The organism is Helicobacter pylori Shi112 (assembly GCF_000277405.1).
GTDB classification, from domain to species: Bacteria; Campylobacterota; Campylobacteria; order Campylobacterales; family Helicobacteraceae; genus Helicobacter; species Helicobacter pylori_C.
The window spans coordinates 473,559-493,803 of record NC_017741.1; the positions used below are offsets into that span (position 1 = coordinate 473,559).

22 protein-coding genes are annotated in these 20,245 nt (G+C 39.1%); 7 read left to right on the top strand and 15 right to left on the bottom strand.

Going from position 1 to position 20,245, the window contains the following annotated elements:
• Positions 1-3 precede the first annotated feature (3 nt).
• Genes HPSH112_RS02300 through HPSH112_RS02325 form a run of 6 tightly spaced genes read left to right on the top strand, consistent with a single transcriptional unit; the run spans position 4 to position 4,085 of the window.
• Positions 4-318, top strand: coding sequence for a hypothetical protein (locus HPSH112_RS02300; protein ID WP_000868006.1), 315 nt, complete (start codon positions 4-6; stop codon positions 316-318).
• A complete protein-coding gene (locus HPSH112_RS02305) occupies positions 296-1,072 on the top strand; it encodes an RNA polymerase sigma factor FliA (RefSeq protein WP_000602374.1) in 777 nt (258 codons plus the stop codon). The genes HPSH112_RS02300 and HPSH112_RS02305 overlap by 23 nt, the downstream gene beginning before the upstream one ends.
• Positions 1,065-2,129 (top strand): flagellar motor switch protein FliM, encoded by a 1,065-nt coding sequence (gene fliM / locus HPSH112_RS02310; protein ID WP_000763580.1) that lies wholly within the window; start codon positions 1,065-1,067, stop codon positions 2,127-2,129. The genes HPSH112_RS02305 and fliM overlap by 8 nt, the downstream gene beginning before the upstream one ends.
• Positions 2,130-2,132: 3 nt before the next feature.
• Complete coding sequence (gene fliY / locus HPSH112_RS02315) at positions 2,133-3,023, top strand: flagellar motor switch protein FliY (protein ID WP_001150673.1); 891 nt, start codon at positions 2,133-2,135, stop codon at positions 3,021-3,023.
• A gap of 28 nt (positions 3,024-3,051) precedes the next feature.
• Positions 3,052-3,588: a YhcH/YjgK/YiaL family protein gene (locus HPSH112_RS02320; RefSeq protein WP_000964052.1), complete on the top strand. Its 537-nt coding sequence runs from the start codon at positions 3,052-3,054 to the stop codon at positions 3,586-3,588.
• Positions 3,585-4,085 carry a DUF2147 domain-containing protein gene (locus HPSH112_RS02325; RefSeq protein WP_000780267.1) on the top strand — a complete coding sequence of 167 codons (501 nt, stop codon included), beginning with the start codon at positions 3,585-3,587 and terminating at the stop codon, positions 4,083-4,085. Before HPSH112_RS02320 ends, HPSH112_RS02325 begins: the two co-directional genes overlap by 4 nt.
• A gap of 19 nt (positions 4,086-4,104) precedes the next feature.
• Here HPSH112_RS02325 and fur read toward each other — a convergent pair whose 3' ends face one another.
• The 4 genes from fur to HPSH112_RS02345 all read right to left on the bottom strand — a co-directional run bounded on the left by fur (position 4,105) and on the right by HPSH112_RS02345 (position 7,136).
• A complete protein-coding gene (fur, locus tag HPSH112_RS02330; RefSeq protein WP_000824987.1) occupies positions 4,105-4,557 on the bottom strand; it encodes a ferric iron uptake transcriptional regulator in 453 nt (150 codons plus the stop codon).
• Between the two features lie 159 nt (positions 4,558-4,716).
• Complete coding sequence (locus HPSH112_RS02335) at positions 4,717-5,892, bottom strand: replication-associated recombination protein A (protein ID WP_000060221.1); 1,176 nt, start codon at positions 5,890-5,892, stop codon at positions 4,717-4,719.
• Positions 5,889-6,260 carry a heat shock protein transcriptional repressor HspR gene (locus tag HPSH112_RS02340; protein ID WP_000333000.1) on the bottom strand — a complete coding sequence of 124 codons (372 nt, stop codon included), beginning with the start codon at positions 6,258-6,260 and terminating at the stop codon, positions 5,889-5,891. The genes HPSH112_RS02335 and HPSH112_RS02340 overlap by 4 nt, the downstream gene beginning before the upstream one ends.
• A gap of 9 nt (positions 6,261-6,269) precedes the next feature.
• The gene (locus HPSH112_RS02345) at positions 6,270-7,136 is read right to left on the bottom strand and encodes a DnaJ family protein (RefSeq protein ID WP_000045803.1); all 867 of its coding nucleotides are present in this window, start codon (positions 7,134-7,136) and stop codon (positions 6,270-6,272) included.
• Positions 7,137-7,303: 167 nt separating this feature from the next.
• Between HPSH112_RS02345 and HPSH112_RS02350 the strand changes: the two genes are divergently transcribed.
• A complete protein-coding gene (locus tag HPSH112_RS02350) occupies positions 7,304-8,554 on the top strand; it encodes a hypothetical protein (protein ID WP_001199604.1) in 1,251 nt (416 codons plus the stop codon).
• Positions 8,555-8,618: 64 nt separating this feature from the next.
• Here HPSH112_RS02350 and HPSH112_RS02355 read toward each other — a convergent pair whose 3' ends face one another.
• From HPSH112_RS02355 to HPSH112_RS02405, 11 genes are all read right to left on the bottom strand, one after another.
• Entirely contained in the window at positions 8,619-9,485 is an 867-nt protein-coding gene (locus HPSH112_RS02355; protein WP_080024693.1) for a 5'-3' exonuclease, read from the bottom strand.
• 235 nt (positions 9,486-9,720) lie between these two features.
• Positions 9,721-10,617, bottom strand: coding sequence for an OriC activity response regulator (locus HPSH112_RS02360; protein WP_000697556.1), 897 nt, complete (start codon positions 10,615-10,617; stop codon positions 9,721-9,723).
• A gap of 31 nt (positions 10,618-10,648) precedes the next feature.
• The gene (locus tag HPSH112_RS02365; RefSeq protein WP_000052976.1) at positions 10,649-11,869 is read right to left on the bottom strand and encodes a bifunctional 2-C-methyl-D-erythritol 4-phosphate cytidylyltransferase/2-C-methyl-D-erythritol 2,4-cyclodiphosphate synthase; all 1,221 of its coding nucleotides are present in this window, start codon (positions 11,867-11,869) and stop codon (positions 10,649-10,651) included.
• Between the two features lie 21 nt (positions 11,870-11,890).
• On the bottom strand, positions 11,891-13,321 hold the full coding sequence (locus tag HPSH112_RS02370) for a DegQ family serine endoprotease (protein WP_000976659.1): 1,431 nt from the start codon (positions 13,319-13,321) through the stop codon (positions 11,891-11,893).
• 44 nt (positions 13,322-13,365) lie between these two features.
• Positions 13,366-14,808 (bottom strand): amino acid permease, encoded by a 1,443-nt coding sequence (locus HPSH112_RS02375; protein ID WP_000369889.1) that lies wholly within the window; start codon positions 14,806-14,808, stop codon positions 13,366-13,368.
• 193 nt (positions 14,809-15,001) lie between these two features.
• Positions 15,002-15,541 (bottom strand): CDP-diacylglycerol--glycerol-3-phosphate 3-phosphatidyltransferase, encoded by a 540-nt coding sequence (gene pgsA / locus HPSH112_RS02380; RefSeq protein ID WP_014662211.1) that lies wholly within the window; start codon positions 15,539-15,541, stop codon positions 15,002-15,004.
• A complete protein-coding gene (locus HPSH112_RS02385) occupies positions 15,538-16,146 on the bottom strand; it encodes a hypothetical protein (RefSeq protein ID WP_001179523.1) in 609 nt (202 codons plus the stop codon). The genes pgsA and HPSH112_RS02385 overlap by 4 nt, the downstream gene beginning before the upstream one ends.
• Before the next feature lie 9 nt (positions 16,147-16,155).
• Positions 16,156-16,944, bottom strand: coding sequence for an enoyl-ACP reductase (locus HPSH112_RS02390; protein ID WP_001065844.1), 789 nt, complete (start codon positions 16,942-16,944; stop codon positions 16,156-16,158).
• On the bottom strand, positions 16,941-17,843 hold the full coding sequence (gene dapA, locus HPSH112_RS02395) for a 4-hydroxy-tetrahydrodipicolinate synthase (RefSeq protein WP_001159503.1): 903 nt from the start codon (positions 17,841-17,843) through the stop codon (positions 16,941-16,943). Before dapA ends, HPSH112_RS02390 begins: the two co-directional genes overlap by 4 nt.
• A 14-nt stretch (positions 17,844-17,857) precedes the next feature.
• Positions 17,858-19,192 (bottom strand): zinc protease PqqE, encoded by a 1,335-nt coding sequence (gene pqqE, locus HPSH112_RS02400; protein ID WP_001268796.1) that lies wholly within the window; start codon positions 19,190-19,192, stop codon positions 17,858-17,860.
• Positions 19,189-20,244, bottom strand: a complete 1,056-nt coding sequence (locus tag HPSH112_RS02405; RefSeq protein WP_000967023.1) for a quinone-dependent dihydroorotate dehydrogenase — start codon at positions 20,242-20,244, stop codon at positions 19,189-19,191. The genes pqqE and HPSH112_RS02405 overlap by 4 nt, the downstream gene beginning before the upstream one ends.
• Position 20,245 lies beyond the last annotated feature (1 nt).

Below are 20,245 nucleotides of genomic sequence, written 5' to 3' on the forward strand. Positions count from 1 at the left end.
CTGATGAAAGTGCAAAATTTTATCCATTTTTCTGTTGTGGTAGGGTTTTTTTTGGGGTTAGTGGTTTCGGTGTTGAAATTCAATGAGCCAGAGAGCATTTTATTATGGACGGTGTTATCCACGCTTGGGGGATACTTGATTGCGTTGTTGTTCGCGTCTATTTTTATCGCTTGCACGGATTTGGATATTTGTCTTTTTGACAAAAAAGGCACTGAAGAGAGCTTGCTTCGTTTCAACCATGAGTTTAAGAACAGGGAAAAAGAAGTGGCTAGTATTTTAGAATACATTAGAAGTTATGATTTTGATGATGGAAAATAGAATGCCCAAAGAAATTCAAAAAACTCAAACAAGCGAAACAAACGAAAAAAATATAGAAAAGGTTTTGAACGCCTATGATAAGCAGCAACACCACCATCAAGACGCGCTCGCTATCCAGTATTTACCCGCCGTGCGCGCTATGGCGTTTCGTTTGAAAGAGCGCTTGCCCAGCTCTATTGATTTTAACGATCTGGTTTCTATTGGCACTGAAGAATTGATTAAATTAGCCAGGCGTTATGAGAGCGCGTTAAACGATTCTTTTTGGGGGTATGCTAAAACTCGTGTCAATGGGGCGATGCTAGATTATTTGCGCTCTTTAGATGTGATTTCTCGCTCCAACAGAAAGCTGATTAAAAGCATTGATAATGAAATCACCAAACACCTTAATGAGCATGGGAAAGAGCCTAGCGATGCGTATTTAGCGGAAGTTTTAGGCGAAAATATTGAAAAAATTAAAGAAGCCAAAACGGCTTCAGATATTTATGCGTTAGTGCCAATAGATGAACAATTCAATGCGATTGAGCAAGATGAAATCACTAAAAAGATTGAAGCAGAAGAGTTGTTAGAGCATGTCCAAAAAGCGCTGAATCAAATGAGCGAAAGAGAGCAAATCCTTATCCAGCTTTATTACTTTGAAGAGTTGAATTTGAGCGAGATTAAAGAGATTTTAGGCATCACTGAATCGCGCATTTCTCAAATCATTAAAGAAGTGATTAAAAAGGTGCGTAAATCCTTAGGAGTGGATCATGGCTGATATTTTAAGCCAAGAAGAAATTGATGCGCTTTTAGAGGTCGTTGATGAAAATGTGGATATTCAAAATGTCCAAAAAAAAGATATTATCCCGCAGCGCAGCGTAACCCTCTATGATTTCAAACGCCCTAATCGTGTGAGTAAGGAGCAACTGCGCTCTTTTAGGAGTATCCATGACAAAATGGCTAGGAATCTTTCCAGTCAAGTTTCTTCTATCATGCGTTCTATTGTAGAAATTCAGCTCCATAGCGTGGATCAAATGACTTATGGCGAATTTTTGATGAGTTTGCCTAGCCCTACGAGTTTTAATGTCTTTTCCATGAAGCCTATGGGAGGGACAGGGGTTTTAGAAATCAATCCTAGCATCGCTTTCCCTATGATTGACAGACTATTAGGGGGTAAGGGGAGCGCGTATGATCAAAACAGGGAGTTTAGCGATATTGAATTGAATTTATTGGATACGATTTTACGCCAAGTGATGCAAATTTTAAAAGAAGTGTGGTCGCCCGTGGTGGAGATGTTCCCTACCATTGACGCTAAAGAATCCAGCGCGAATGTGGTCCAAATCGTCGCTCAAAATGAAATTTCTATCATGGTGGTTTTAGAGATTATTATCGGGCATAGTCGTGGGATGATGAATATTTGTTACCCGGTGATTTCCATTGAGAGCATTCTTTCTAAAATGGGGAGTAGGGATTTGATGCTTTCAGAAACGAATTCCAAAAAGAGCCGTAACAAGGAATTGCAAGCGCTATTGAGCGGGGTGAGCGTGGATATGATGGTGTTTTTGGGCGCGGTAGAATTGAGTTTGAAAGAAATGCTGGATTTAGATGTGGGGGATACTATCCGGTTGAATAAGATCGCTAATGATGAAGTGAGCGTGTATGTGCATAAAAAAAAGCGTTATTTAGCGAGCGTGGGGTTTCAAGGGTATAGGAAAACCATTCAAATTAAAGAAGTGGTCTATAGCGAAAAAGAACGCACTAAAGAAATTTTAGAAATGCTAGAAGAACAGCGCAGAGACAAAGTGGGCGATATTATGAAAATAGAAGAAGAGTGAGAAATGCAAGATTTTATTAAAATTTTTATTCAAGAGGTTGTTTCTACTTTAGAAGGGTTAGTGGGTAAGGCTCCGAGCGTGGGATTAGAAAAAGAAGTTTCTAATAGTGAAGAAGCTTGGGAGAGTTTGATTAGCGCACCTTATGCAAGAGTTGTGATAAGCGCGATTGAAAAAGAAGAGAGTTCTATTGAATTACTGGCTCCAGTAGTTTTAGTTACCGCTTTAAGCGATTTGATGCTAGGAGGTGAGGGAGCGAGTAAGGAAGAAATGGATAATGACGATTTAGACGCCTTTAAAGAAATGGCTTCTAATATTTTTGGCGCGATCGCTACAAGCTTGAAGTCTCAAGAATTGCTCCCTAAACTCAATTTCACCACTATAAACGCTGAGATCGCTAAAGAGCTTCCTAAAAAAGAAGATTACGCTAAAATGATGGTGTTTTCTTTTAAAATGGAAGCGCTCAAAGAAAGCCAAATCATTTTATTGACTACGGCGGCTTTTGAGCGCCAATTTGAAAAAACGCATCAAGAAGAAAAAGAAGAAAAAGAAGAAAAAGAAGAAAAAGAAGAAACGACAAAGAGCGCTACTGAAGAGGTTAAAACCCATGATGCGTCTTTAGAAAACATAGAAATCCGCAATATCAGCATGCTTTTAGACGTGAAACTGAATGTTAAGGTGCGCATCGGGCAAAAAAAGATGATTTTAAAAGATGTGGTTTCTATGGATATAGGGAGCGTGGTAGAGCTGGATCAATTGGTGAATGACCCTTTGGAAATTCTTGTAGATGACAAGGTGATCGCTAAGGGCGAAGTGGTGATCGTGGATGGGAATTTTGGCATTCAGATCACAGATATTGGCACTAAAAAAGAACGCTTAGAACAACTGAAACATTAAATCTTTTTATCATAAAAAGGAAAGGGATATGGCTATTTTTGGGGAATTAAGCTCGCTTGGGCATTTGTTTAAAAAAACGCAAGAATTAGAAATTTTGTATGAGTATTTAAAAGATGTCATGCAAAAGGGTAGTAAAGCGAATCAAAGGGTTTTAAACCTCGCTTCTAGTACAGAATTTCAAGTGCCTTTAGGGCATGGCATGTTTAGCATAGAGCAGAGCTATTGTTTAGAGCATGCCAAAGAAAGCGCGAAAGGCTTTTTTGAAAGCCACAAAAAATATGTGGATTTCCAGCTGATTGTCAAAGGCGTTGAGGGGGCTAAAGTGGTGGGTATCAATCAAGCTGCCATTAAAAACCCTTACAATGAAAAAAAAGATTTGATCGTTTATGAGCCGGTTAGTGAGGCTTCTTTTTTGCGTTTGGATGCGGGCATGCTGGCTATTTTTTTTGAAAGCGATGCACATGCGTTGAGGTTTTATGGAGAGTCTTTTGAAAAATATAGGGAAGAGCCGATTTTTAAAGCGGTCGTTAAAGCGCCCAAAGGATTGATCAAATTAAAATTATGAAATTGGTGAGTCTTGTTATAGTTTTTTGTTGTTTTTTAGGGGCTGTAGAGTTGCCTGGAATTTATCAAACTCAAGAGTTTTTATACATGAAAAGCTCTTTTGTGGAGTTTTTTGAGCATAATGGGAAGTTCTATGCCTATGGTATTTCTGATGCGGATGGCTCTAAAGCCAAAAAAGACAAGTTTAACCCTAACCCAAAACTAAGGAATCGCAGCGATAAAGGCGTGGTGTTTTTAAGCGATTTAATTAAGGTTGGAGAACGATCTTATAAAGGCGGTAAAGCGTATAATTTTTATGACGGCAAAACCTACTATGTGAGAGTCACTCAAAATTCAAACGGGGATTTAGAATTCACTTCAAGCTATGATAAATGGGGGTATGTGGGTAAGACTTTCACTTGGAAACGCTTGAGCGATGAAGAAATCAAAAATCTAAAACTCAAGCGTTTTGACTTGGATGAAGTCCTTAAAACCATTAAAGATAGCCGCCCTATATAAGCTTCTTTTTTAAAATCTTTTAATACGCGCTCTCTTGGCATTCTTTACACCACACAAACATTTTCATGTCATGGCTAATCAGCTTGGCTTGATATTTTTTAACGACTTCATTCTGGCGGTGTTCAATTTCAGGGTCTGCAAATTCAATGATCTTACCGCAATGCAAACAAATGATGTGATCATGGTGTTCTTTAGCCGCAATTTCATAGCGCCGGCCGCTTTTTGAAGTCTCTAAAACACAGATAAAATTTTCTTTTTCTAAGAAATTCAAAATGCGATAGACTGAAGAAATGCTGGTGTTTTTGTCCTTTTGGCGGATAGAATGCGTGATTTCTTCAGGGCTTAGGTGTGTGCCGCTGCGATACAAAACGCTCACCACTTCTTCTCTTTGTTTTGAATTTTTGAGTCCGTTTTTTTTGATAGACATTCTCAAGCGCTCTAAAATGGATTCTAAAGTTTCTAATCTTTTCATGTTAATATTTTCCTTATCCGTAAAATGATTTTTATAACTAGAATATTATTATACAATAATAATGCGATGAAACATAGATAAAACTCATTATTATTTTAATTTAATCAAAAAATATTGATTTTTTATTACCATTATCGCATTTTAATGTAACTTATAAGATCAATTTCTTATCTTATCCAGCCATTCTAAAAGGGTTTTTTCAAACCCTATGCCTTGAGAAGAAACCAAATCTAGGGGTTTTTCCAAATAATCTTGTTTGACATAGCCGTTATAATCATGCGGGTAAAGGTAATCTTTAGCGTTAGGCAGCAGGTGTTTAGGAATAGGGTAGAGTGAGCCTTTTTGAACGCAATCCAAAGCCTGATTGATCGCTCTATAAGCCGTGTTAGACTTGGGCGAACAAGCCAGATAAATCACGCATTGGCTTAAAATGATGCGCGCTTCAGGGTAGCCGATTTGTTTGACTGAAAGCAAGCAAGAAGCGGCTAAATTTAGAGCGTTTGGGTTAGCGTTACCAATATCTTCGCTCGCAAAAATCACCAGCCTTCTAGCGATAAATTCCGGGTTTTCCCCGCCAGCAATCAAGCGCGCCAAATAATAAATGGAAGCGTTTTCATCGCTCCCTCTTAAAGACTTGATTAGAGCGCTAGTAAGATTATAATGCGTATCATCACTATAAGATCCGTCATTCAGGCTATGAGGCCGTAAGGATTGCAGCGTTTCTAAAGTGATAGGATCTTCTATTTTAGCGCTCAAATCTAAAAGGTTTAATAACGCTCTGGCATCGCCAGCACTGTTGTTTAAAAGATAGGTTTTAGCGCTAGGCTCTATTTGTTTTTTGAGCAATGTTAAAGCTTTAGCGCAAAGCTTGTCTAAATCGCTCTTGTTTAGGGGGGTTAATTCAAAAATAAAACTTCTTGAGCGAATCGCATGGCTTAGGCTGTAATTAGGATCTTGCGTGCTAGCCCCTAAGATTAAAGCGTGATCTTTTTCCATAATGGGGAGTAAAAATTCTTGTTGGGTTTTATTCAATCTGTGGGTTTCATCAATAAAAACAACCGGTTTTAAAAGGGTGTTTTGGTAATTTTTAAGCTTAAGGCGTAAATCCTCTAGCTTAAAATCCGTCGCATTAAATAAAAGAATGGGGCGCTCTAGCATGCGGGCGATGATTTGAGCCAGACTTGTTTTACCCACGCCAGGAGGGCCATAGAAAAAGGCGTGGGGGAAGTGTTTGGATTGTAAGGCTTTAAATAAGGGGGCGTCTTTGCCTATTAGATGCTCTTGGCCTAAAAAATCTTCTAGGCTTTTTGGGTTTAAAAGCGAAGTCAGGCTCATTTTTTAAACAAAATCAATTCATAAAAATTAGTAGGGGTGTTTAAATTTTTCGTTGGGGTTTTGTTGTTTTTAGAGTGTTTGTGCAGAGCGTCTTGCAATTCTTTATTCAGGCTGTCTAACTCATCAAGCTTTTCTTTTAAACGCAAAATAATATCCACACCCGCTAGATTAACCCCCATATCCCTTGTAAGGCGTAAAATCGTTTTGATTTTATCCATATCTCGTTGGGAGTATAGGCGCATTTTCCCATCAGTCCTGCTAGGCTCTATCAAACCCTCTTTTTCATATTGGCGCAAGGTTTGAGGGTGCACGCCTAAGATTTTAGCCACAACGCTTATCAAATAAAGCGGTTCATCATAATCGCACACGATTCCTCCTTACAATTCTTTTTCTAATAACGCTTTTAACTCGCTAGAAAGCGTTTCAGTTTTAGGCAAAATCAAACGAGCTTGCAAATACAAATCCCCCACATGCGAAGTTTTTCTGTTTTTGATCCCTTTATCTTTAATGCGGAATTTTTGCATCGCTTTTGTGTTAGGGGGAATGGTTAGGGTTAAGGTTTTATGCCAAGTAGCGATTTCAATTTTCCCTCCAAAAAGAGCCGTTTTTAAGGGTAAATCAAAGATTTGGATAATATCGTCTTTCTCGCGCTTATAAATTTCATCTTCTTCAATATGGATCTGTAAGAGCAAATCGCCCCTGCCCGTTCGCCCCATTTTCCCCTTGTTGCGAACCCTGATTTTTTCACCCTCTTCCACGCCGATAGGGATTTTAAGGCTAAAAGTTTCATTATTGATGCTCACTTGTTTTTTATTGCCTAAAAGGGTGTCTAAAACAGAGACATTTAAAGTGGTGGTCATGTCTAAATCTTCATGGGCGAAATTGGAAAAATTAAAGCCAGAAAAGCCTTGCGAATTTTGAGAAAATCTTTGCGAAAAGCCTCCTCTCCCAAAAATAGAGCTTAAAATATCGTCTAAATCTTCACTAGTGCTGCGGCTTCTGGCAAAATCGCTGAAATTCTGCCCGCCAAACATGTTATCGCCAAACTGATCGTATTGGCGGCGTTTTTCTTCGTCGCTTAAAATTTCATAAGCGGCGTTGATTTCTTTGAATTTTTCTTCGGCTTCTTTGGTTTTATTCAAATCCGGGTGGTATTGTCTGGCTAAACGGCGGTAGGATTTTTTGATTTCATCTTGGTTGGCGTTTTCGCTCACATTTAAAGTTTGGTATAAACTCTTGCTCATGGATCACCTTTAAAATAGTTTTATTAGAATACTATCATAAATCTTTAGTGTTAGTCAATCAAGTTTATTGATAATGCTTTTAGGTAATGGAGATTTTAAACCCGTTTCAGCGCAATTAAAAGGAATTTTCATTAAAATATTGAGTTTAAATCCACGATGAGTTTTTAATGCAATATAAGAAAAATAAGAAAAGATATTATTATTTAGCGTTATGGATCCTTTTTTTAAATGGTCTGTCTTTGAAAGCTTTAGAAATCGCAGTCAAACCTTTTGGCTATCTGGGGCTGTTGTATAATCAAGGGGCGCAAAAAAACCCTCACAGCTATGTGGGGGCTTTAGCGCGCCTTGGGGTGGATTTTTCTTATAGCAATGGGTGGTCCTTTGGCATTGGAGCGATTGGAGCTTGGAATATTTATAACAAACAGCGTTTGGCCAACCTTTACATCAGTCTAGGGAATTTTTTTGGTAGTTCTAAAAATGTTAAACCTTATTTGAGCGCTGGCGATGTTTCTGATGCATATATTCAATACACTAACCAGCGTTTTAAAATAGCTTTAGGGCGTTTCAATACCGATTTTGTGGATTTTGATTGGATAGGGGGCAATATTCAAGGGGTTTCTGTAGCTTTTAAGCAAAATTCCATGCGTTATTTTGGGATTTTTATGGATAGCATGCTTTATAACGGGCATCAAATCAACAAAGAGCAAGGGAATCGGATCGCTACTTCCCTAAACGCTCTAGCGTCTTATGACCCTGTGTCTAAACGCTTGTATGTGGGGGGGGAAGTGTTTGTTTTAGGCGCAGAATACAGGCATGAAAATCTTAAAGTGCTTCCTTTTATTTTAACGGACACCCGCTTGCCTTTGCCCACTCAAAATGTTTTAGTGCAAGTGGGGGGTAAGTTGGAGTATGACGCTTCTTTGGCTAAGGGTTTCACTTCGCGCACTTTAGTGCATGGCATGTATCAATACGGCAACACTGACGCTACCACCAACGCTAAAAATGCCGGCTTGTTTTTGATCGATCAAACTTTTAAATACAAAATTTTTAATTTTGGAACGGGTTTTTATATCGTTCCAGCAAGAAACAATAAGGGCTATCTATGGACTTTTAATGACAGGACCAAATTCTATGGTCGTGGGATCAACGCGCCCGGCGTGCCAGCGATTTATTTTGCAAACTCCAGCATTTCAGGCTATGTTTTTTTAGGGCTTAAGACTAAAAGGGTGCGTTTAGACGCGATGGTGGCTTTTGGGGATTACCAAGAATATTCTTTAATGAGCAGTTTTAAGGTTTGGACTTATAGGAGTTTGTCTTTTGATATGGGTGGGGGGTATGTGTATGCTTACAATTCTAAAGCCACGAGAAAAAGTCTTGGGAATAGTTCTTTTGTCTTTTTTGGGAAGTTTTTATTTTGAAAAATACCATTTCTACAATCAATAGTGAAGGGCCTTGCGATAAAGCAAGCGATAATTTCTTTTTTCAAGAAATTCTTTTAAAATCAGGTCTTTGGGGTTTTTTAGGGAAAAAGGTTTTTTTAAACTCAGGCTCCCATAGTTTGATCACGCCATGGTGGGTCATCTGGTGCATATTGACCAAACGCATGTTTAAAAGAGCCTTTTCTTTAGCTTCGCTATCGCTCAAATCTTCTTTAATTTTGAACGCTTGAATGATTTGCTCCCACAACTCATGCTCTTTAGCGTCTTTGTTTAAAAAATCTTTATAGTTGAAGCCACCAATCCCTTTAACCCCTTTAATGTTATCCCCCTTATCCCCCACAACGCACTGATAATAAGCAAAAAAATGAGCCTCTTTTTGACTCACATTGAAAAAAGCGTTGGTTTTGAGGTTGAAATGAGAGCCTCTATTGGAATACAAAATATCCTTATCCATGCTGGCTATCACATAATTTTTGGGGTCTTTCTTTTTGTAAAAAGAGATAATATCATCGGCTTCATATTCAAAACAATGTTCGCCCTGGATTCTAGCCCCTTTTTTTAGGGGGTATTTTTCCACTAAAGCGATCTTTAGAGCTTTTAAAAGAGATCGAAAATCTTCATCAAATTGGTGGCGTTTTTGTTTGTAATGATCGCACAGCTGGTAGCGGAAACTCTCTCTGCCCCTAGTGATAAAAAAAAGCGTTTTAGAGCAACGGGCTTTGCGCATGATGGATAAAATTTGAGTAGTGAGAAAGATTATGCCCACTTCTTGCAAGCTGCAAGCGGCGAATCTTTTAGGGAGCGTTTTATTAGAAAGCAAACGCCTAACAATATTAGGGATAACACAATCAATGTCTAGTAAAAGGGTTTTTGAATGTGCAAACCTTGCCTTGTTAAACGCTTGTCTAATGGTTAATCCTTAAGTTGAATTTCTCTTTTTTAAAAGCTAAACTATTATAGCAAATATATAGCAAATAATAAGTTATTTTAATGATAATTAGCTCTATTCTCATTAAATACGCTAAATTTTGAGAGGTTATCGCTTGCTTTAGATCTTTTGATTGTATTTGATTGTAAAAACGCTTTTGGCATTTTTACATTTTATGATCAAACGCCCAATAAAAACAGGGCTTAAGGATTTTCTTTTATTTGCGCGGCAAGTTATACTTACGGCGTTTTTCCCAAAGGCTTTTGCGGCTAATGCCAAGCTTGTTAGCCAATTCTGTATCGGTGCAAGTAGAAGAAAAATGCCTGATCGCTTCTCTTTCATATTCTTGAATGGAAAGGAAAGTCGTGTGGTTGCTAAACAAAAATAAGGGTTTATCGCCGCATTCAATGCTCACAATTTTAGGGAATTCTAGGGGTTCTTTATGGGTATAGGACAAAACAATAGGGCATGAACGGGCCAATTCTAACAATTTCAATTGCTCATCTTTTTTAAGCTCTTCTAAATGCATGATGTAAAAAGGGCGTTCTAGTTTGTCTTTATTCTTGTATAGTTCTTTCCAAGTGGTATCCTTTAGAGAGAAAAAAGAAAAATCCATTTGCCTTTCTTTAGCGTATTGCAATAAATAAGCGTTCGCAAGCTCTTGAGAGGGCGTGTGGATGATAAAGGGCGGCCGGTAAGAAAAATCTTTAGGCAAGGGCAATTCCGCATGGATAAAGTCTAAGTAATTTTCATAAAATCCTAGGCGAGCGGTCATTTCTTGGTAGGCTTTGTGGTATTGGATCTTACGCAACAATTCGTCCATTTTAAAAGGTTTTAGAATATAATCCCTCGCTCCCGCTTGAATGGGTTTATTCACGCCATCTTCATTGACATGCGAAGCCATCATGATGATGATTTGCTTGGAATTATAACGCACAAAGTGTTCGCAACGCCCTTGAGTGCAAACTTTAGAAGAAACCAAAATCACATCATAAGGCTCTTTATTTTCTTCTGAAATGCTAGAGATGATCTCGCAAAAATGCCCTAAATCATGCAAATTATGCGAAATACTCCTAGCTAGCGCTAAATCGTCTTCAATGATTAAGATTTTCATCAATTCTTCCTTTTATCACATTTTATCACATTTAAAGTTTTTGTTTATAACGCATGCTCACATGCGCTTGGACTAACAGCCCTTCTTGTTTGCCAATGAACCCCATTTTTTCCATTGTAGTGGCTTTCAAGCTGATTTGAGATTTTTCTAAACCCAAAAGTTGGCTCAAATTTTCTAAAATCGCCGGTTTGTAAGGAGTGATTTTAGGGATTTCGCTAAAGATGGTCGCTCCCATTTCAAGCAATTCAAACCCAATGCTTTGAGAAAAATCCAACACGATTTTTAAAAGCTCTTTAGAAGAGGCGTTTTTGTATTGCGGGTCATTATCAGGGAACCATTCGCCAATATCCCCCCCTTTAATCGCTCCTAAAATCGCATCAATAACCGCATGCAACAAAGCATCGCCATCGCTATGGGCCTTTAACCCAAACTCGCAATCCAAAACAACCCCCCCTAAAACCATAGGCTTATCTTTAATGAACGCATGCGTATCAAATCCCATGCCTATAAAAGTGTCTTTTGCTGGGTTAAAAAAGAATGAGAAATGCTTCAAATCGCTACTCGTGGTGAGCTTGTGCAAATCCTTACTGCCTTCAATATAGCTCACCAAATCAGGGAAAGCTTGTAAAATTGCGCTGCTTTCATCTTTAAAATCCCCTTGATTTAGGGCTGATTGGAGCGTTTTGGTGTGGCTTAATTGTGGGGTTTGAATGAGTTTGATCGCTTCTCTGTCTAAAACCTCGTTATAATAGATTGCCGTGTCATAGCAAGGCAAATAAGGAGCGATGCAATAATGGTTGGTTTGTTGGAGGGTTAAAAACAAACTTTTGAGCGTTTCAATATTGGCCAAACCCCTAGCCACATCGCTGGTGAGCGTGTAAGCGCTATCAATTATTTTTAAAGCGTTACGCACGGATTCTTGCCTTGATGCCCCGCCTTTTACAAGCTTGATTTCAGGGTGATGGCGTTTGATATAAATATAATCCAATTCGCTTACGACTAGAAGGATTTCTTTAAAGTCTAGGGCTTCTTTAAAGCTTTCATAAACGCTGAGCCATAAGGGGGTATGGTTAGAGCGCAACCATTGTTTTTTGATTGTTTGAGAAAAACGCCTAGATTCCCCAGCGGCCAATAAAACAACGCTCGTTTGTTTAACAAGCGTTTCTAGCGTTTCTTTAGTTTCAAAAGGGTCTTCTTCCAAACTTTCTAAAGAGAGTTTAAAAGCTTCCCCATTCACTCTAATCAAAGACATGCGACTAACAACCCACCTCTATCATTTCACCAAAATGATCCTATAACCTTGATTCAAGTCTAAAACTAAGAATCGTTTGGGTTTGCCTTTATACTTTTCTAAAGCATGGTTAAAATCCGCAACGCTTTTAACTTCAACCTCTTCAATTTTTGTGATAATGTTGCCTTGCCTAAATCCGGCTTGCTCTGCTGGGGAATTTTCATTCACTTGAGAAACTAAAACCCCTTGAACATCATCGCTCAAACGCATAGACCTTTTGGTTTTTTGGGTTAAATCTTCTACTTGAAGCCCGTTCAATTGGCCTTGCGCACCGTTTTGAGCAGAAATTGTTTCTTTTTTGTTAGGGTTTTTCCTTTCGGCAAGAGTGAGAGTGAAGGTGCGTTCTTTTTTATCTCTAATGACTTTTAAGGTTACTCTTTGATTGGGTAGCATAGAGCCGATTAGATTTCTCAATTCGTTCGTGTTTTTAATTTTTTTCCCATTGACTTCGGTGATCAAATCCCACACCAAAATCCCTGCTTTTTTAGCCGGAGAGTCTTTTTCTACGCTAATGACTACCGCCCCTTCTTTATTGTCATAAGAATTTTGCAAATCGCTGCTCAAATCTTGCAAGCCCACGCCCAAGTAACCTCTCTCAATCTTACCGGTTTTAATGAGCTGAGTTACAATATCTTTAACCATGTTAGAAGGGATGGCAAAGCCAATGCCGTGGTTGCCTCCAGTTTTAGAGATAATAGCGGTATTAATCCCCACTAACCCTCCACGGCTATCAATTAAAGCGCCACCGGAATTTCCAGGATTAATAGAAGCGTCTGTTTGAATGAAATTCTCATAGCTGTTGATCCCAATCCCGCTTTTATTGAGCGCTGAAACAATGCCTTGCGTAACGCTTTCACCCACGCCAAAAGGGTTACCAATCGCAAAAACCAAATCGCCCACTAAAATATCATTAGAATCAGAGAATTTGATCGTGGGCAGATTGTCTTTAGTGATGCGAATCACCGCTAAATCGCTTTCAGAGTCCGTGCCTACTAGAGTAGCGGAATATTCTTTATTGCTCCCTGGAATGGTCACTTTAATCTTATCTGCGCCATCAATCACATGGTTATTAGTTACAATATAGCCATCTTTAGAAATGATTACGCCACTGCCTAAAGCCCTTTCCATTCTTTCTTTAGGGATCATGCCGCCCAAATCCCCAAAAAATTGTTGGAAAAAGGGGTCATTAAACATACCGCTACCCATAAAATTGTTTTTAATCTTCTTTTCAGTAGAGATATTCACCACCGCTTTAATCGAATCTTTAATAGAATCGTGGTAAGAATAGATCGTATCGTCTTTAGAGGGGACACTCACTCGCTCTTTAACTTTGGGCATGCTTTGGATTTGGATATTGCCCGCATTCAAGCTTAACGCTAAAGCCAAAGAGATAAAAAGGGTTTTTTTCATCATGGTTACTTCCTTAAAATTTGCTAAACTTCAAAATTAATAAAAGATTATATCAAATCTTTTTTGTTATTTTCATTAGCTTTTTGTGTAAAATAGTATCCAATGTAACAAATAACAGCAAAAACAATCGTTAAAATCATCCCAATGCGTTGATCCTTATCCATAGCCGAACCAATCACGCCGATGACACACCCAGTGATCCCTATGAGTTGCAAAAAGGGTAGGAAGGGGGCTTTATAAGGCAAATCCTCTAAAGAATGCCCGGCTTTTAAGTATTGCTTGCGGAAAGAATATTGCGAAACAGACACGCTAACCCACACAATAATCACCGTGAAACTGATCACATTGATCAAAGCTTCCACGACATTTTCTTTGGCATAAATTTGGACTAAAAGCCCTATGAGAGAAAAAGAAAGGGAAAAAAACATCGCATAAGTGGGCGTGCCTTGTCGGTTGAGTTTGGAAAAAACCTTAAAAAACATCTTTTGTTTGGACAGCCCATAAATCATGCGGCTCGCTCCATAAAGCCCTGAATTAGCGGTAGAAAACATCGCCGTAATGATAACAGCGTTCATTATATCAGACACATAAGGGATACCCATGCCAATAAAAGGCAAATTAATGCGTTCTAAAACGCTCACAAAAGGGCTTTGCGTGATAGAAGAATTGCTCATGGGTAAAAAAACAGAAATGACAAACACAGAGCCTAAAAAGAAAAAGACGATCCGCCACAAGGTCGCCTTAATCGCTTTAGGCATCACTTCGCTAGCGTTTTTAGTCTCTCCCACAGCCACCCCAATCACCTCTGTGCCAGTGAATGCAAAAATCACCGCAAGCATCGCGCTAAAAACCGCTGCGCTCCCGTTAGGGAAAAACCCCTTATCGCCAAAATGGAAGTTATCAAAAATAGAACTAAACCCATGCAAATAGATTTGATAAATAATCCCAATCGCGCCAATGCCTATAAAAGCGATCACCGCTAAAACTTTAATCAGGCTGAAGAAAAACTCGCCCTCAGCAAAAATTTTAACCGAAAAAAAATTCAATAAAAAAACTAACGCAATGCATAAAATAACCCAATAATGGATAGGAATACCAACAAACCAGCGTTGCATGAGCATGCCTATAGCGATATATTCTAACGCCACCGTGATCACCCAACCAAGCCAATACATCCAAAAAACCATATAGCCCGTGCCAGGGCCTATGAATTTAGCCGCATAATCCCCAAAACTTCCCGTAGTGGGATAAACGCTAGCCAATTCGCCTAAAGAGAGCATGATGCAATAAACCACTAGCCCTCCAAAACAATAAGCGATCAAAGTCCCTAAAGGGCCAGCACTCGCAATATTACCCCCAGTGCCTACAAAAAGCCCTGTGCCAATCGCTCCCCCAAATGCAATCATTAAGAGATGGCGCATTTTCATGTCTCTTTTAAGTTCGCCTTGTTTTTGCGTGATATTTTGATGCGCTATCTCTTGATTGTCCATGCGACACCTCCTTAGATTGAAAATAAAAATAGCTTGAATTATAACAAAAATAAAATAAAATGATTTTTTTTAATGAATATTGAAAATAAAATTTAAAAAAAACGAAAGAATTAAGGTTAATGTTTATCAATATTGGATGAGAACGGAGTTTTAAGGTATTTTTTAAAGGACGCTAAAAACTTCTTCTAAAACATTAAGATTTATAATATTTAATAGTGTAATCTATCCCCGAATAAAGGGTTAAAAAAATCGCTATAGCCACAAGCGTATAAGAGTAAGTTACATCAGCCAATAAAGCGCTAATCGCCACGACTTGAGAAACGGTTTTATACTTGCCTAGCGCATTGACAGGAATATCCTTTTTTTCATTAGCGGCTAAAACCCTAAGCCCTGAAATAAAAAATTCACGCCCTAAAATCACAAACGGAATCCACGCGTTCACACGATCCAAATGGACTAATCCTAAAAACGCGCTCAAAATAAGGATTTTATCCGCTAAAGGGTCAAAGATTTCCCCAAAGCGCGATTTGGCTTTATAGTTTCTAGCGATGTAGCCGTCCAATAAATCCGTGAGCGCGGCAAACAAAAAAACCAATGAAGAGATCATGTTGATGTGAAAGGGGGTTAAAAAACTAAAATAAGTGTGCGTGTTTAACAATAAAAATAATAAAAATAAGGATAAGACGATGCGTAAAATCGTTAAAAAATTAGGCAGGAGTTTTAAAACTTTCATGCTTTCAAAAAGACTTGTGAAAAATTCAAAAACGCGCGCCCTAAAAAGCCAAGCGCCACACACATTAAAATCACAGCGATCGTTAAAAAAAGGATAACTAACGCTTGCACTAAAATCCCTAAAAGAGCCAGCATGAAACTAAAAAGCAATAACCTAAACCCGCTTAAAAAAAACCTTTCTTGCGTGTAAAGGCTCAATTCTCTATAGAGTTTGTGCAAATAAAAAATAGAAACGCCATTACCGATTAGCGAAAGAGCGTTACTAGCGTTAGGGATAAGATAGCTTAAAAGAGCGCATAAAATCACCGCTAAAAAACTGAAAGCAAAATTTTCAAAAAAACTCAGATGGCGTGTGATTTTAGAAAGCCTGTAAAAACCAATGGCTCCGGCAATAAACCCAAGCGCACACAAAAAAAGAGACAATAAAACGATATAGGCTAGTTGGTTGCTAAAGAGGTTAGAAACTTCAAACGATTTTGCCCCACTTGAAACAAGAAAAAGCGCTAGCAGGATAGCCCCACACAAAGGGGCGAAAAAATAGCATAACAAGCATTTTTTAATGAATTGCAACTCTTTGTTTTGGTGGATGTGGATAATGTTTTGCAAGAAATATCTTTATTTAAAAGTAGTCCCGCCATCTACAACGATCGTTTGCCCTGTAAGCCAACCGCTTTGGGTTTCATCGCATAAAAAATAAGCCGCTCCGGCTAGATCGTTAGGATTGCCCATGCGTTTTAGGGGCGATTGCTCTTCTACTTTTTCTTTAATCTCCACATAATCAGGGAAGGCTTTCAAAGCGTCCGTATCAATAGGCCCGCCACTCACCGCATTCACTCTAATGTTAAACTCGCCTAAATCAACAGCAGCGTATTTGACCATGGTTTCTACGGCGTTTTTAGAATTGCCATGCCCGGCGTAATTAGGCATATAGACCAAATTCCCGGTAGAGCTTAAGCTCACGATCGCCCCGCCGCCTATTTTTTGCATGCGTTTTGCCGCTTCTTGAGCCCCCACTACAAACGCTAACACAGTGGCTGTGTAAATATTGTTTAACCCTTTAGGTTTTAATCGCATAAACGGCGCAAATCCGCCCACGACAGAACGCCCGTAAATAATAGCGTTAGAAATAAAAAAATCCACTCTGTCAAAATCAGCGTCAATTTGTTTAAAAAGCTCTGTGTATTGCTCAGGCTCTAAAACATTAAGGGGGTAGGCTTTGGCTTTAATGGAATATTTTTGCTCCACATCTTCTATAATTTTGTTGGCTTCTTCAACATTTTTATTGTAAGTGAAAGCGATATTCACGCCGCTTTGAGCGAAGCGATACAATATTGCCTTGCCAATCCCTCTAGTCGCGCCGCTGATCACTAGGGTTTTATTTTTCATGTGATTGGAATTGTTCATGCAATTACCTCATATTGTTGTAAAGTTTTTTCTAAAAGTTGAATCGTTTCTTTGCTTGGGGCCACTAAAGGCAGTCTGTAGCTTGGGTTTTCAATCAAGCCGGCTAAATGCATAGCCATTTTAATAGGGATAGGATTCGTTTCTACAAAAAGGGCTTGGTGCAAATGAAAAAGCTTATTTTGGATTTCTAGGGCTTGTTGGTATTCAAGTTTGAGCGCGCAATTGACCATTTGTGAAATCAGATTAGGCATTAAATTACCGGTCACTGAAATCACGCCACACCCCCCTGAAAACATGATAGAGTGGTTGAGTGAATCTTCCCCACTAAAAATTTTAAAATCTTTTTCATAATAATGCAATTCTGTTACCCTTTTCAAAGAGCCAGACGCTTCTTTAATGGCTTTAATGTTAGGGACTTCTCTAAAGAGTTTGAGAGCGGTTGAAACTTCAATAGACACGCCTGTTCTACTTGGCACATCATAAAGCATGACGGGGATTTCCACCGACTGAGCGATAGTTTTATAATGTTCAAACAAACCTTGTTGGGTGGGGCGGTTATAATAGGGGCTTACGCATAAAATCGCATCCGCGCCGATTTTTTGAGCGAACTTTGCCAAAGAAAGGGACTCGCTCGTGGCGTTACTGCCCACGCCGGCTAACACTTTCATGCGTGAATTTGAGGGCGTTTTAGTGTTTTTGCAAGTTTCTACGGCGATTTCAATGCAACGCATGTGCTCTTGATGGGTGAGCGTGGCGGATTCTCCTGTCGTGCCAACAGGCACGCATGCGTCCATGCCTTGAAAAATTTGGCGCTTGATCAAGGCTTCATAAGCGGCCTCATCAACGCTCAAATCTTTTTTAAAAGGCGTAATTAACGCGCTAGATGAATGGAATTGCATGTTATAAGGCTCTTTTAAGGTTTCAAAAACACGGTGGTTGATTGGGTGTCTTTAAAATATTCATTGGCCACACGCACCAAATCGCTCACTTTTAAATCCAAAAATTGTTGCTGATAATCCGTCAAGCCTTGAATATCGTTTTGCACTAAATAGTCCGCAAAAAGCCCCGCAACATCGCTAGAACTTTCTAAATTAGAAATGAAGTCGGCTTTTTGATTGATTTTGAGCTTGTCTAACTCAGCTTGAGTGATTTCGCCTTTTTTAAGCTTTTCTAAAAGCGCTACGATTTCTTTTTGTAAGGCTTCGGCTTTGACATTAGGATTACCCCCCGCAATGAATAAAAACACGCTTTCATCTTGTAATTGCATGTTGTGCGAGAAAGCTTGAGAAGCCAGGCGTTTTTTATCCACCAATTCGCTTTGCAACCACGAGCTTTTACCTTCGCCTAAAAGCTTGCTTAGCGCGTCTAGGGCGACTTGATCTTTATGCTTGAAAGCAGGCACTTTATACCCAAGGGCTACCCATTCTAAATGGACCCCATCTTTATGCACGACTGCCGTTCTGGCTCCATCTTGCTTAGGCTCTTTCATGTAGGGGGTGGGGATAGCTTTTCCATCAAGGTTCTTTAAGGATTCAAAATGCTTTTTACTCAATTCAAAAACCTTTTGAGAATTGACATCGCCCACCACTAAAATAATAGCGTTTTTAGGCTGATAATAGAGCGAATGGAATTTTTTAATGTCTTTTAAAGTCCAGTTTTGAATATCGTCCATAAAACCAATGGGCGTCCAATGGTAGGGGTGATAGACATAAGCGGTGTTAAAAAAGCGGAAATAAAGCATGCCGATAGGGGAATTATCAGTGCGCCATCGCCTTTCTTCAGCGACCACTTGACGCTCAGGCAAAAACTCATCTTCTTTTAAATTCAAAGAACCCATGGTTTCAGCGAACAATTCTAAAGATTTATCCAAGTTAGCCTGACTGGTTTTAATGAAATAGCGTGTAATATCAAAGCTCGTAGAAGCGTTACTCACGCCCCCAAAACGCTTAACGATTTTATCAAATTCGCCGGCTTTAAGGTTTTTGGTGCTTTTAAAATTCAAATGCTCTAACATGTGAGCGATCCCGCTCTTGCCCATGGTTTCGTTTCTAGAGCCGACTTTATAAAGCACATCCACTTCTATAACCCCGGTTTTATTTTCTAGGGGGACGCTTACGACTTGCAACCCATTTTTTAAGGTAACACTCTCATGTTTGGGTAAGTAAGATTGTGCGTGCATGCTCGCTCCTAAAGTGACTAACAAGACAGAACTAAGCCTCAAAAGTCTTTTAACAGAAAAATATCTCATCTTAAATCCGCTCCTATAGCCTCTTTGACGCTCAAAAATCCATCTTTTTGGAGTAATTTTACCAAATCTTTAAGAATATTTTGGCATAAATTTGGCCCATTGTAAATAAAAGCGCTATAAATTTGTAACAGACTCGCTCCCATTTTAATCCTTTCATAAGCATCTTTGGCACCGCTAATCCCCCCCACAGAAACAAGAACGCTTTTATTAAAAAAAGCTTTAGCCAATTCTTTAAAGATTTCACGGCTTTTTTTAGTCAAGCATTTCCCGCTCAAGCCCCCCATTTCTTTAGGAGCGAACACCAGGCTTTTATCAATCGTGGTGTTAGTCGCAATGATCCCATGCGCTCCTGCTTCAATAGCGCTATTGACCATCTCTAGCATGTTGTCTGTTTCTAAATCCGGGGCGATTTTTAAAAATAAAGGCTTATGGGTCATTTCTTTCGCCATGCAAAAAAGCTCATTCACAAACGCTTTGTTTTGTAAATCCCTTAAATTAGGGGTGTTGGGCGAAGAAAGGTTGAAAGTGTAATAATCGCCAATGTTTAAACATTTATTTAAAACCGCCTTGTAATCTTCTAGGGCATGCGCTTGCTCTATGCGTTTGTTTTTGCCTAAATTGATGCCAATAGGGGTTTTATAAGGGGCGAAGCGATTGAACGATCTCGCTGCTAAAATTGCCCCATGATTATTAAACCCCATCGCATTTTGTAAGGACTCTTCTTCAATGTGCCTAAAAAGCCTTGGTTTTTCATTCCCCGTTTGCGCTTCATTGGTGAGAGTGCCTGCTTCTAAATAGCCAAACCCAAAAGCGATTAACGCCCTAAGCATGGAGATATTTTTATCAAAACCGGCGGCTAAGCCTAAAGGGTTAGGGAAATGCAAGCCTAAAATTTCATTTTCAAGCTTTGGGTTTTTATAACCCCATTGAGAATCAATCAAACCACACAAAAAGGGCGATGAAGAAAGCATTTTTAAAATTTTACACACTTTTTCATGCGCGTCTTCAGCGTCTAGGCTAAAAAGATATTTTTTTAATAACGAATAAAGCATT

Excerpts from the sequence above, each read along its gene's own strand:
- HPSH112_RS02300 (WP_000868006.1), top strand. The coding sequence starts at position 4 with ATGAAAGTGCAAAATTTTATCCATTTTTCTGTTGTGGTAGGGTTTTTT.
- HPSH112_RS02305 (WP_000602374.1), top strand. The coding sequence starts at position 296 with ATGATTTTGATGATGGAAAATAGAATGCCCAAAGAAATTCAAAAAACT.
- fliM (WP_000763580.1), top strand. The coding sequence starts at position 1,065 with ATGGCTGATATTTTAAGCCAAGAAGAAATTGATGCGCTTTTAGAGGTC.
- fliY (WP_001150673.1), top strand. The coding sequence starts at position 2,133 with ATGCAAGATTTTATTAAAATTTTTATTCAAGAGGTTGTTTCTACTTTA.
- HPSH112_RS02320 (WP_000964052.1), top strand. The coding sequence starts at position 3,052 with ATGGCTATTTTTGGGGAATTAAGCTCGCTTGGGCATTTGTTTAAAAAA.
- HPSH112_RS02325 (WP_000780267.1), top strand. The coding sequence starts at position 3,585 with ATGAAATTGGTGAGTCTTGTTATAGTTTTTTGTTGTTTTTTAGGGGCT.
- fur (WP_000824987.1), bottom strand. The coding sequence starts at position 4,557 with ATGAAAAGATTAGAAACTTTAGAATCCATTTTAGAGCGCTTGAGAATG.
- HPSH112_RS02335 (WP_000060221.1), bottom strand. The coding sequence starts at position 5,892 with ATGAGCCTGACTTCGCTTTTAAACCCAAAAAGCCTAGAAGATTTTTTA.
- HPSH112_RS02345 (WP_000045803.1), bottom strand. The coding sequence starts at position 7,136 with ATGAGCAAGAGTTTATACCAAACTTTAAATGTGAGCGAAAACGCCAAC.
- HPSH112_RS02350 (WP_001199604.1), top strand. The coding sequence starts at position 7,304 with ATGCAATATAAGAAAAATAAGAAAAGATATTATTATTTAGCGTTATGG.
- HPSH112_RS02360 (WP_000697556.1), bottom strand. The coding sequence starts at position 10,617 with ATGAAAATCTTAATCATTGAAGACGATTTAGCGCTAGCTAGGAGTATT.
- HPSH112_RS02365 (WP_000052976.1), bottom strand. The coding sequence starts at position 11,869 with ATGTCTTTGATTAGAGTGAATGGGGAAGCTTTTAAACTCTCTTTAGAA.
- HPSH112_RS02370 (WP_000976659.1), bottom strand. The coding sequence starts at position 13,321 with ATGATGAAAAAAACCCTTTTTATCTCTTTGGCTTTAGCGTTAAGCTTG.
- HPSH112_RS02375 (WP_000369889.1), bottom strand. The coding sequence starts at position 14,808 with ATGGACAATCAAGAGATAGCGCATCAAAATATCACGCAAAAACAAGGC.
- pgsA (WP_014662211.1), bottom strand. The coding sequence starts at position 15,541 with ATGAAAGTTTTAAAACTCCTGCCTAATTTTTTAACGATTTTACGCATC.
- HPSH112_RS02390 (WP_001065844.1), bottom strand. The coding sequence starts at position 16,944 with ATGAACAATTCCAATCACATGAAAAATAAAACCCTAGTGATCAGCGGC.
- dapA (WP_001159503.1), bottom strand. The coding sequence starts at position 17,843 with ATGCAATTCCATTCATCTAGCGCGTTAATTACGCCTTTTAAAAAAGAT.
- pqqE (WP_001268796.1), bottom strand. The coding sequence starts at position 19,192 with ATGAGATATTTTTCTGTTAAAAGACTTTTGAGGCTTAGTTCTGTCTTG.
- HPSH112_RS02405 (WP_000967023.1), bottom strand. The coding sequence starts at position 20,244 with ATGCTTTATTCGTTATTAAAAAAATATCTTTTTAGCCTAGACGCTGAA.